Source organism: Kitasatospora sp. NPDC043950 (assembly GCF_056435345.1).
The window spans coordinates 1-11,938 of sequence record NZ_JBWKER010000104.1 but is presented as its reverse complement, the minus strand read 5'-3'; the positions used below and the strand labels follow the sequence as shown (position 1 = coordinate 11,938).

Sequence of the window (11,938 nt, the reverse complement as noted above, 5' to 3'; positions counted from 1 at the left end):
CTCCGAGGTGAACCGGTCACCGGTGAGCTGCATGCCGTCACCCGAGTCACCGGCGAAACGGATGATCACCCGGTCCAGTCGGCGGATCGGCTTGCTCGGAGTGGCCATGGGACTCTGCTCCTTCGGGCGGTCTACGTGGGAGACCCGGTGGATTGGCGCTCGGCGAGCTTGAGGGCCTCTTCCAGGAGACGTTCGACGATCCGGTTTTCGGGGACGGTCGCGACGACCCGGCCCCGGACGAAGATCTGGCCCTTGCCGTTGCCGGAGGAGACTCCGATGTCGGCTTCCCGGGACTCCCCGGGGCCGTTGACGACGCAGCCCATGACGGCGACGCGCAGGGGGAGGGGGAACCCCTCGAAGGCGGCCTCGACCCGTTGGGCGAGGCGGTGGATGTCGACCTGGAGGCGTCCGCAGCCGGGGCAGGACACGATTTCGAGCTTCCTCGGGCGTAGCCCGAGCGAGGAGAGGATGTGGCAGCCCGCCTTGACCTGCTCGGCGGGCGGTGCGGAGAGGGAGACCCGGATGGTGTCGCCGATGCCTTCGGCGAGGAGGACACCGAAGGCGACGGCGGATTTGATGGAGCCCTGGAACGCGGGGCCGGCTTCGGTGACGCCCAGGTGCAGGGGGTAGTCGCAGCCGGCGGCGATGAGCCGGTAGGCGGCGATGACGGTCAGCGGGTCGTGGTGCTTGACGGCGATCTTGAGGTCGGTGAAGCCGTGCTCCTCGAACAGCGAGCACTCCCACAGCGCGGACTCGGCCAGTGCCTGGGGCGTGGCGCTGCCGTGCTTGGCGAGCAGGCGCGGGTCCAGGGAGCCGGCGTTCACCCCGATCCGGATCGGGACCCTGGCCGCGCCGGCGGCCCGGGCGATCTCCTTGACCTTGTCGTCGAACTTCTTGATGTTGCCGGGGTTGACGCGGACCGCGGCGCAGCCGGCGTCGATGGCCTGGAAGACGTAGCGGGGCTGGAAGTGGATGTCGGCGATGACGGGGATCGGCGACTTGGCGACGATCCTGGGCAGGGCGGCGGCGTCGTCGGCGGAGGGGACGGCGAGGCGGATGATGTCGCAGCCCGCCGCGGTGGCCTCGGCGATCTGCTGGAGGGTGGCGTCGATGTCGGTGGTGGGGGTGGTCGTCATGGTCTGCACCGGGATCGGTGCTCCGCCGCCCACGGGGACCCTGCCGACGTGGATCTGCCGGGAGTGGCGGCGGGCCGCGAGAACGGGTCCATCACCGGGCGCGGGCGCGGGCCCGGGGCCGCGACGGCCGGGCGGGGTGGGGTCGGGGAGGTCGACGCTGTTCATGACGTGCTCCGTGTGGAGGATGGTGCCGGCAGGGAGGCGGCCGAGGGGGCGCCGTGCTCCAGGAGGCGGCGGGCGGTGTCGGCTATGGCAGGACCGCTGATCCCGGCGGCGGACAGGAGGGCGCCGCGCTCACCGTGGGCCAGGAACCGGGTGGGCAGGCCCAGGGCGTGAACGGGGACGGTGACCCCGGCGTCGGTGGCGTGCTGGGCGAGGAGGGCTCCGATGCCGCCCTCGCGGACCCCGTCCTCCACGGACAGGGCGATGCGGTGGCGTCCGGCCAGATGGACGAGGGCGGGGTTGACCGGGGCCACCCAGCGGGGGTCGACCACGGTCACTCCGATGCCCCGGGCCGCCAGGAGTCGGGCGGCCTCCAGGCAGGCGCCGGCTGTCGTGCCGATCGCGACCAGCAGCACGTCCAGGGGCGCGTGTGGGGAGCGGTGCAGGACGTCGATGCCGTCCATGGTGGTCAGCGGGTCGATGTCGGCCGCGGCGGCGGCTTTGGGGAAGCGCACCGTGCTCGGGCCGTCGCCGGACTCGACCGCCTCGCGCAGCAGGGCCCGCAGCCGGGCCGGATCGCGGGGAGCGGCGACGCGCATGCCCGGGACGCGGGCCAGGACCGCGAGATCCCACAGGCCGTGGTGGGAGGGCCCGTCGGGGCCGGTGACCCCGGCCCGGTCCAGGACGAAGGTGACCGGCAGCCGGTGCAGCGCCACGTCCATCAGCACCTGGTCGAAGGCCCGGTTCAGGAACGTCGCGTACAGGCACACCACCGGGTGCAGGCCGCCCATCGCCAGCCCGGCGGCGGAGGTGACGGCGTGCTGCTCGGCGATCCCCGAGTCGAAGACCCGGTCGGGGAACTTCCGGGAGAACGGGCCGAGCCCGACCGGCAGGCGCATCGCCGCGGTGAGGGCGACGAGGTCCTCGCGCTCGCCTCCCAGGGCGGCGAGTTCGGCGGCGAAGACGGACGTCCAGGTCGGCTTGCCCGTGGTGCGGGGGCGGCCGGTGGCCGGGTCGATGACTCCGCAGGCGTGCATCCGGTCGTCGGTGTCGGCTTCGGCCGGGGCGTAGCCCTTCCCCTTGGTGGTGACGGCGTGCACCACGACCGGCCGTCCGAGGGCAGCGGCGCGGCGCAGTGCGGTCTCCAGCGCGGGGATGTCGTGGCCGTCGACGGGGCCGAGGTAGGCGAACCCGAGGTCGGTGAAGACATTGCGGTCCGGTATGACCTGGCCGCTCTCGCGCAGCCGGGCCAGGTGGGCGGGCAGTGCACCTGCGCTGGGGTCGTAGGAGCGGGTGTTGTCGTTCAGCACGACGATGACCGGGCGCCCGGCGGCCCCGAGGTTGTTCAGGGCTTCGAAGGCCAGGCCGCCGGTGAGCGCGCCGTCGCCGACGACCGCCACCACCCGCCGTGCCGCTCCTCGTAGGTGGAAGGCCTTGGCCAGGCCGTCGGCGTAGGCCAGGGCGGTGGAGGCGTGGGAGTTCTCGATCCAGTCGTGCGCGGACTCGGCCCGGCTCGGGTAGCCGGACAGCCCGCCCTGCTGGCGCAGGGTGGCGAACTCCCGGGCGCGTCCGGTGAGGACCTTGTGCGGGTAGGACTGGTGGCCGGTGTCGAACAGGATCGCGTCACGCGGCGAGTCGAAGACCCGGTGGAGGGCGATGGTCAGCTCCACCACACCCAGGCTCGCGCCCAGATGGCCACCGGTGGCGGACACCCGGTCCACGAGCAGGTCCCGTATCCCGGCCGCCAGCCGGTCGAGTCGGCCGGGGCGCAGGGCGCGCAGGGCGGCCGGGGTTCCGGGGAGGGGAAGTGGTCCGTGAGCGGTGGGGGGCACCCCGGTACCGGTGGCGGTGCGTCTGCTCTTCTCCTCGGTGGTGGGGCGGGTCTCCCCGGCTCGGGATGGAGGGTCGATGGCCGTCATGGGGTGAACACCTTCTCGAAGCGGACGAAGTGGATGGTGGCTGTGGCGCGCCGATCGCCGTGGACGGTGACCGACAGTCGGAACCGAGGAGTGCTCACGGGCGCTCCCGGACCGGGGCCGGCGGCGCGAAGTACATGTCCTCCACCGCGGCGGTGTGCTCCACGACCGTCACCGGCCCCCACCGGTGGAGGGCCCGGATCACACCGGTCACCAGGGCCGGTGGGGCGGACGCTCCGGCGGACAGACCGATGGTGCCGGCGCGCTCGATCCAGGCCGGGTCGATGCCGTCGGCGTCCTCGACGAGGTGCGCCTCGGCACCGGCGCGGCGGGCGACCTCCACCATCCGCACCGAGTTCGAGGAGTTCGCCGAGCCGATGACCAGGACCAGGTCGCAGCGCTCCGCGACTTCCGCCACGGCCAGTTGCCGGTTGGTGGTCGCGTAGCAGATGTCGTCCGACGGGGGCTCCCGCAGGGCCGGGAAGCGGCGGCGCAGGATGTCGACGACCTCGCGCGTCTCGTCCACGGCCAGGGTGGTCTGGGTGAGGTAGGAGACGCGGGTCCCGTCGGGGACCTGGAGAGCGGCCGCCTGCGCGGGGGTCTCGACCAGGACGATGGAGGCGGGGGCCTCACCCAGGGTGCCCTCGACCTCCTCGTGCCCGGCGTGCCCGATCAGGACGATGGTGTCGCCGCGAGCGGCGAAGCGCCTGGCCTCGGAGTGGACCTTGGTGACCAGCGGGCAGGTCGCGTCCACGACGGTCAGCTCGCGGGCACCGGCCTGGGCATGGACCTCAGGTGACACACCGTGGGCCGAGAAGACGACCGTGGCACCGGCCGGTACCTCGTCGAGTTCTTCGACGAACACCGCTCCCCGGGCGGCGAGGCCCGCCACGACGTGGGCGTTGTGGACGATCTGCTTGCGTACGTACACCGGCCCGTTCCGGTCCGGGGCGTCCAGCAGCCGTTCCACGGTGTCGATCGCGCGCTCCACCCCGGCGCAGAACGAGCGCGGCGAGGCGAGAACCACCGTCCTGTGCCGCCGGGCGGCGGGCGGCGGAGGAGGTGCGGACTCGGGGGCGCGATCGGGTTCGGCCGTCACCGCGACACCCGGCCACGCGCGAGGCCGGCGGCGAGCGGTGTGGTGTCGGCGGGGCGGTGCAGGGCGCCCGCCGCATCGGTACGGACCAGTAGGGGCATCAGTCTCTCCTGAGGGATGGTCGGGTCCGCGAGGTCCGTGCGGCCGACGGGCGGGGGAGGCCCTTCGGGCCCGCTGCCCCGGTTGTCCGCGCCGGCTCGGTGGCGCACTCACGCATGGGTGAGCAGAGGACCTGCGGCGGAGGCGTTCGCTGAACCTGCCGGGGAACGCTCACGTGTGTCCAGTGAGCCCCAGCCAGGTCATCCGGCGTAACTCTTCTTCATGGCATGCTTGTTGAACCTCCTGCCGTGTTGAACGACCTTGAACGACTCCGAACTGCCGTATATGGGAACAAATTTGCCCCAGTAGTCGGCCGTCCAGAGCGTCTCGGGGAACCTTCAGTACCTTCGAGTGAGGCCAACGGCCGTTCGGGTGGGCGCGGGGCGGATGGGCGTTGTCGCTGTGAAGGCGCCGGGTGCCGGGGCGTCAGAGTACGTGTTCAACGCCGGGGATTCCCGTGTGCGGATCCCGTTCTGTCCGGCGTCCTACTGACGCGTGGGCAGGGAGAGAACCGCAGTGAAGAGAACGCTCAGAAAAGACCAATGGGCCGTTCTCGTCGGGCCGTTGTGCCCGGACGAGGCCCTGGTCCCGACCCTCCTGCACCATCCCTTGCGGGGTCCGGTCGATTGCCGTGGAGCCGAACTCGTGGCCGGGGCTCTGCGCCGCGCCGGGCTGCGGGTCCGCTACCAGGACTTTCCCGTCCCGACCTGCGGCGGGGCCGGGGCGCTTCGGCCTGCGGCCTCCGCCACGGCGACGGGTCTCACCGTGCCCGCGGGCCTGACCGCGACCGGCGGGGCAGTTGGAACCTCGTTGTGGACAGGGGATCCGCCCTGGCAGGAACTCGGTGCGGGTGCGGGTGCGGGTGCGGGGGGTGGCGGAGCGGTGCGGGCGGTGACCTACGTAGGTCGAAACGGTGCCGTGGTCGGGCTGGCGGTGGTGACCTCCGCAGGCGCGGATGCGCCCTCGGAGGCGGCCGTGCGCGCACTGGACAGCTGGGCGGCGGTGCTGCGTACGAGGCGGCTGGTGTCGGCCGGCGTCGCACCGCTGTGTGCAGGGGCGGTGCGGGCCCGTGAAGAGGTCGACGCCGTACTCAGTGGGACGGCGGGGCCGGTGGCGGTGGTGGGCGGTGTGCCGGTCGATGCCCTGGTGGCGGCCCGGTGGCGGGTGCGAGGGGTGGTGTCCGTCGCCGTGGCGGAGCAGGTCGCTCCGGGCGCGGTGGCCGTGATCGGCCCGGCCGGAGCCACGCCCGAGGTCCGGGCCGGACTGGCCGGGCGCGGTGTCACCGTCGTCGACGCGACCTGCGGGAAGGTCGCGGACCTCCACGCGCAGATCCGGGCCTTCGTCGCCGGCGGCGAGGCCGTGCTGGTCGCCGGACGGTCCACCGACGCGGTGACTCCCGGTCTGACCGCCCAGGCGGCACCCGGGCAGGTGAAGGTCCTCGAGAACCTCGAACATGCCATGGCGGTGCCCGTGCCCGACCCGGCACGGGTCGCCGTCGTCATCGCCCCCGGGCGGCCGGTCGAGGACGCCGAAGTCATCACGGAGACCGTACGTGCCCGCTTCGGACACGTCCTTCCGCAGAACCCCGCCAGCTACTGCCATGCGGCCGACGACCGCGCGCACACCCTGCGGCGCCTGGCCCACAGCTGTGACACCGTCCTGATCGCCGGGCTGATCGACGAGCCCGAGACCCGGGAGGCCCTGCGGGTCGTCGAGGAGGCAGGCGCTCCGGCCCGCCTCATCCACAGTCCCGAGGACATCCGTCCCGAATGGTTCCGGCACACCGCCGCCATCGGGGTCACCGCCACCAGCACGACCGATCCCGCGCTGCTGACCCGGATCCTCCACGCCCTCTCCGGCGCCGGGCCCACCGCTGTCACCACCCAACACACCACCACCGGCGGCAGGGTGGCGTCCGTACCCCGATTAGCGTTCGGACGACGCCCGAGGCGAGGCACCCACCGAGCGCGCCGAACGAACCGTCGGATACGACCGGCTTGAAGGCGCGGCGGACCAGGGCCGACCAGGTCCTGTCCGGCCGATCCTGCCGGGCCCGCGACGCTGCGCATCCGCCCCAAGCCTCCGGCCGGGAGAGCCGCGGGCCGATCCGCCAAGATCAGCCGGACAGGACCTAAGGGATCCGGCAGTCCTCGTGGTGGATGGGGTGGCGCAGGAGCTGGGCGGCGGCCGGGACGCGCTGGTAGCTGCGCAGACGGCCGCGCATGGTGTGCAGGGCCGCGGTGGCGCGGGCCGACTGCAGATGGGGGTAGTCGTGCAGGAAGGCGTGCCAGTGCTGGCAGGCTTCCTCCAACTGTCCCTTTTGAAGAAGGAGTTCGGCGAGTCGCGCGGTGGTCAGGGCCCGGGCCCGGCGCTCGTCGGACGGCCTGCGGGTGAGGGAGTGGGACAGAACGGCGCATGCTCGCGAGACGTCGCCGGTTGATGCGAAGACCTCGGCCCGCTGGTGGTTGAGGGCGGCACTGTGGTAACCGCCGGTGGTCCGGTGCTCGTCCTGGGCGTCGTCCAACAGGCTTTGCGCCCGGTCGAGTTGGGTGAACGCCTCGCGGCGCCGGTCGGAAGCGGCGAGGGTGACGGCGAGCTGCCCGGTGATGAACGCGGCCGAACCCGGTGGGAGTCTGGTGACGTCGGCCGCCGCGGCCTGGGCCAGGTTCAGGGCCTGCGCGCGGTCGCCCATGTGGTTGGCCTGGACGCTCATCTGCCGCAGGACGATCGCGTGCCGCAGCGGGTCGGCGGCCTCGATGGCGAGCTCCGCGGCGATGCGGTAGTAGGTCTGCGCGGCGCCGTGGAGGTGCTCGTCGAAGCAGGTGAAGGCGGTGAGGTAGGCGAGGTCGGCGGCGGCCTGGCGGAGTTGCCGGTGGAGCGTGGCGCCGATGGGGCTGGTGAGTTGGGGTGCGATGTCGGTGGCCAGGTAGGTGGTGAGGGCCGGGCGGGTCCGGGCGCCGCCGAACATGTCGTCCGCGTCGGCGAACACGGTGGCCATCAGGTTCGCGGCCTGGACGTGGGCGGTACTGACCCGCGTTCTACCGCTCGGGCGCGGCGAGGGTGCGACAGCCACGGGCGACCGCAGGGTCGGGTCGTAGGGGATCAGGCGGAGGGTGCGGGGGCTGACGGCCGAGGCGGCACCGAGTTGCTCCAGCCGCACGGCGATGTCCGGGGTGGTGGGCTTCTCGACGGTGGCGGCGGAGGGGGAGAGGCCGGCGGCCTGGGGCGTGATCGCGCGGTGGAGGGCGTCGGACAGGACGTGGCAGACGATGTCGGCCACTTCGGGGCGGGGGCGGGAGCCGAGGAGCCAGTGCGCGACCGAGGTGCGGTCGTAGTGCAGGGGCAGGGCGCGAAGGCTGCCGACGGCGTTGACGGCTCGGGCGAGCTGCTCGTTGGTCCAGCCTGTCTCGTCGAGCAGAGCCCGCAGACGGGGATTGGGTGTGTTTCGGGGACTCACGGTGAACCTCGTGGTCGCGGCGGAAGCGACGTCGTGGGCGGGTGCGGGGCGTTCAACACGGCGAGAGGTTCAACAACCCTGCCGCTAAGCAGAGTTACGTCGAAGCGGCTCGCCAGGGCTTACTGGACACACTGTGGGCGCAGCCAGGCAGGTCTGGCAAGCGCCCCGGTGAAAAGCCCTTCGTGCGCCCCCGGAGTGAGAGCACCACTCGGCCGGGGCGGCAACCGGTGTACCGAACGGAGAAGCATGATGACGGCCAGGACCCTCGGCTCCGAATCACCCGACCTGACAGTGGTACGTACCCAGGTCGACGGCATCCTCGACGGCTTCCTCACCGCCAAGGCCCGTGCGGCGACCGCGCGGTACCTGCCCGGGGAGATTCCCCGGATCCTGCACGACTTCCTCTCCTCCGGCGGCAAACGCCTGCGCCCCCTGCTGTGCGTGACCGGCTGGCGCGCGGCGGGTGGCGAAGGCGATCCGCGGCCGGTACTGCGGGTGGCGGCGTCGCTGGAGATGTTCCACGCCTTCGCCCTCATCCACGACGACATCATGGACCGCTCCACCACCCGCCGCGGCCACCCCACCGTCCACCGTGCCCTCGCCACCCTGCAACGCGAGGGCCGCAGCGAGGCGGCCGCCGACGACCTCGGGGTCGGCTCCGCGATCCTGGTCGGCGACCTCGCCCTGGCCTGGTCGGACGAACTCCTCCACACCGCAGGCCTCACCCCGGGCCGGCTCGTCCGCATCCTGCCGCTCATCGACGCCATGCGCACCGAGGTCATGTACGGCCAGTACCTCGACCTCGCCTCCACCGGGCACCCCACCGACGACGTCGACCGGGCACTGGCGATCATCCACTACAAGACCGCCAAGTACACCTGCGAACGCCCCCTGCAGATCGGTGCCACCCTCGCCGGAGCCGACGACGAACTGCGCACCGTCCTCAGCGACTTCGCCCTCCCCCTCGGAGAGGCCTTCCAACTGCGCGACGACCTCCTCGGCGTCTACGGCGACCCGGACCGCACCGGCAAGCCCACCCTCGACGACCTGCGCGACGGCAAGCACACCACCCTCGCAGCCCTCGCCCTCAAACTCGCAACCCCGGACCAGGTCGCCCGGCTGCGCCGGCTCCTGGGCGACCCCGACCTGACCGAGGAGCAGGCCGAGGACGCCCGACGCGTCATCACCGCCACCGGCGCCCGCGACATGGTCGAGCAGATGATCCGGGCCCGCTGCGCGCAGGCCGACCACGCCCTCTCCCGCAGCACGATCCCGCCCGCCGTGGCCGCCACCCTGCGCGAACTCGCACGGGCCGCGACGAAGAGGACCACATGAGCGCAGTCGCACCGGAAGGCGACCGCCCGTCCTGGCCGCCCCTGTGACTGCCGGGCTGGTGCGGGTCCCACCGTCCGGGCCCTCGGGAGAGGTCGCTCAGGCCGTGCGGAGCACCGAAATCGAGCACCTGATCCACCTGTTCCGTGACCGGGCCAACCGAGTTCTCACCACGGCTACGGCCGTGCGGAGCCCATCGCGAACACGTACCAGCACCGGCAGTTCGCTCTGCCGCGCGCGCACCGCAGATCACGTCCAAGGAGAAGTAGCCGTGACCACAGACACCCAGGAATCCGTGTACTGGAACGCTCAGGCTGCCGGTCTGGTCCCTGCGGGATCAAGGCCCGCTGAGCTGCTGTCGGGCCTACGGGTCGGGTCCGCCGCGGAAGACGACAGCACCGACCCGGACGACGTCCACCGGCAGAGTCATGCCGGGGCGCCTCATGGGGAACGGGAGCACGATACGGTCCTGCGGATCGCCACAGCGCCCGCCTATGTCCCCTACCAGTCTCCGCGGATGGAGGTGCACCCGGAGGGCGAGCGGATGAGCTGGTCGGCCATCGCGGTGACCAGGTCGCGCGAACTCCGGGAGTCGGTGGCCTCAAGCGCCGTGGGGGACACGACGCGGAAGGTCGTCCTGTTCGCCAAGGACAGGCTGTGGGACGGCCGTTCATCCGAGTCGGCGCGAGCACTCGCCGAGCTGTGCGGGATCATTCCCGGTAAGGGCGGCGAAGTCGCCGAGGTGGCGGAAGAGTACCTGCGCCGGGGAGCCGAGCCCGAGCGGCGTTCTCTCGAAGCGATGGCCGTACGGGACCTCTGGGGAGCCTTCCAGGCCGATGTCACCATCCGGTGTACGGACTGGCGCATTCCCGACCTGAGCGCCTCGCTGATGGCTGCGAGCATGGGGATCGACTACCCGGACGCACCCGACGACAGCGGAGCCGTCGGGCTGGAGCCGTACATCGACGCGAGCAGTGAGGGCATCGCCTGCCTCAGCGGGAGCGCCGCCCAACAGGCATTCCGGGACAGCACAGTCACCTGTGCGGTCATCCAGATGAAAGAGGAGATACGGACGGAACTCCTGAACGCTGTTCCGGCCGCCGGCCCCTGCGCCGTTGTCCCACCCGCCTCGGCCCCCGCACCAGCCGACTATCTGGTCGCACGCTGGTGGGACGGAGACCTGCCGGCGATCCTTCGCCTCACGGTCGGCTGGGCTCCCTACCGGCACCTGTCCACCGACCGGGGATACTTCCCCGGCAGTGACCGATGCGGAAGGATGTTCCGCGCTATCAACGGCCCCCTCTACTACAACGCCAGCGTCGATCTACTCCACGACTACGGTGCCAAGGAGGCGTTCAACGAGCTTCACCTGGCACTGGCGAGCGGAGACGGCCGCAACCTGATCGGCTTCGCCGACGCCCTCGCCGCGGCCACCGACGAGGCGATCGCCTGCGACTGCGGACGCGACGGCCACCAGGTGGCGGCAGAGATCGCCATGGGCGCGTGCGTCTACTTCGCGCTCACCCCCCGCTACTTCCTCCGGCGCCAGCTCGCGGCGCTGTCCCACACCGCCCCGCACACCAACGGCTCCTTCCTCCCGTCACAGGAAGCAGCCAGGGCCACCGCCACCACCGTGCTCCCGCCCGGCAACATGATGTACTCCCCGAACTGGACACCGCTCTGGCGTACCGCGCCCGAACCGGACGACACCACGTGGGCCGAGGCACTCGCCCACCGTGCGACCCGGCGCTACTTCGCCACCGACCAGACCCAGCACCCCATCGGCCAACGCTGCACCGCGCTGACCCGGGACATCATCGAGCAAGCCGCGTGCCTGACCGACGGGCCCGCCTTGCGGTCGATGGCGGACCGCTGGCGTGACCTGTTCCGTCTCATCGCCACGCATCCCAGCATGAGCACGGCGAGCAACGCCCCCGACCCAGACGTCGTGGAAGAACTGGCAGAGCTCGTCAGCCGCGTCTGGACCAACCTCATCGCAGGTTCCCACGCCCCAGCAGCACCGACGGGCGAAAGCGATGCTCATCTGAACATCGACTACCAGCACATCGTCAGCAAAACCTATGATCAGGGCCCCTTCGGCTTCGCGCTGCGGCGGTCACTGTACGGCGCCGTGACCACTGCCATCGAGCTCGCAGGCCACAACCCCTACGCCCGCCTGATCGACGGCACAGGCCTGGCCTGCTGCCCTCAGCAGGGCGAAGCGGTGCAGGCGCCGACTTCGTGAAGTGGATCGGGTCTCGGCCAGACCGTGTGGGGGACACGCTGGCTCGCCGGGCGCCGGTCATTGCCTCCGGCGCCCGGTCCGCTTCGCCGCTCGTCCGGCCCTAAGCGATGATCTTGGACACCACCCCGGCGCCGATGGCCCTGCCGCCCTTGCGGATGGTGAACCGCAGACCGTGTTCCATCGCGACGGGCTTGGTCAGGGTGACCTCCACCTGGGCGGTGTGTCCCGGCGAGACCGACTCGACGCCGTCGCCCTTGACACCACGCAGACGCACACCGACGGTTTCGCCCGCCTTGCCCTCGGCGAACTCCTTGCGGAGCTGCTCAACCCCGGTACAGCGGGGTGGCCGGCATCCGCCTCGGTGTCAGGGTGTGCGGGTGTGCAGTGCGGGGGCGGGGCAGGGCAGGGCAGCGGGCGGGCCCCGGTGGGGGTGAGGCCGTCGAGGACGAGGGCCAGGTAGCGGCGCCAGCCGTCTTCGCGGGGTTCCATCGTCCA

The 11,938-nt window shown here is 71.9% G+C and carries 8 protein-coding genes; 3 read left to right on the top strand and 5 right to left on the bottom strand.

From position 1 onward, the window contains the following. Positions 1–131: 131 nt before the first annotated feature. From ispG to AC07BF_RS36930, 3 genes are all read right to left on the bottom strand, one after another. Entirely contained in the window at positions 132–1,301 is a 1,170-nt protein-coding gene (ispG, locus tag AC07BF_RS36940) for a flavodoxin-dependent (E)-4-hydroxy-3-methylbut-2-enyl-diphosphate synthase (RefSeq protein ID WP_478334545.1), read from the bottom strand. Beyond that, on the bottom strand, positions 1,298–3,217 hold the full coding sequence (locus AC07BF_RS36935) for a 1-deoxy-D-xylulose-5-phosphate synthase (RefSeq protein ID WP_478334544.1): 1,920 nt from the start codon (positions 3,215–3,217) through the stop codon (positions 1,298–1,300). Before AC07BF_RS36935 ends, ispG begins: the two co-directional genes overlap by 4 nt. A gap of 94 nt (positions 3,218–3,311) precedes the next feature. Then, entirely contained in the window at positions 3,312–4,313 is a 1,002-nt protein-coding gene (locus AC07BF_RS36930; RefSeq protein WP_478334543.1) for a 4-hydroxy-3-methylbut-2-enyl diphosphate reductase, read from the bottom strand. 987 nt (positions 4,314–5,300) lie between these two features. On the opposite strand from AC07BF_RS36930, the gene AC07BF_RS36925 reads away from it, so the two are divergent. Beyond that, positions 5,301–6,410 carry a hypothetical protein gene (locus tag AC07BF_RS36925; RefSeq protein WP_478334542.1) on the top strand — a complete coding sequence of 370 codons (1,110 nt, stop codon included), beginning with the start codon at positions 5,301–5,303 and terminating at the stop codon, positions 6,408–6,410. 130 nt (positions 6,411–6,540) lie between these two features. Here the strand turns inward: AC07BF_RS36925 and AC07BF_RS36920 are convergent, their stop codons facing one another. Continuing rightward, positions 6,541–7,866 (bottom strand): tetratricopeptide repeat protein, encoded by a 1,326-nt coding sequence (locus AC07BF_RS36920; RefSeq protein ID WP_478334541.1) that lies wholly within the window; start codon positions 7,864–7,866, stop codon positions 6,541–6,543. A gap of 246 nt (positions 7,867–8,112) precedes the next feature. Between AC07BF_RS36920 and AC07BF_RS36915 the strand changes: the two genes are divergently transcribed. Together AC07BF_RS36915 and AC07BF_RS36910 are read left to right on the top strand one after the other, a co-directional pair. Continuing rightward, positions 8,113–9,201: a polyprenyl synthetase family protein gene (locus tag AC07BF_RS36915; protein WP_400811881.1), complete on the top strand. Its 1,089-nt coding sequence runs from the start codon at positions 8,113–8,115 to the stop codon at positions 9,199–9,201. Positions 9,202–9,469: 268 nt separating this feature from the next. After that, complete coding sequence (locus tag AC07BF_RS36910; protein WP_400989366.1) at positions 9,470–11,443, top strand: hypothetical protein; 1,974 nt, start codon at positions 9,470–9,472, stop codon at positions 11,441–11,443. Between the two features lie 100 nt (positions 11,444–11,543). On the opposite strand, the gene AC07BF_RS36905 is transcribed toward AC07BF_RS36910, so the two are convergent. Next, positions 11,544–11,717, bottom strand: a complete 174-nt coding sequence (locus tag AC07BF_RS36905; protein WP_478334540.1) for an EF-Tu C-terminal domain-related protein — start codon at positions 11,715–11,717, stop codon at positions 11,544–11,546. Between the last annotated feature and the right edge of the window lie 221 nt (positions 11,718–11,938).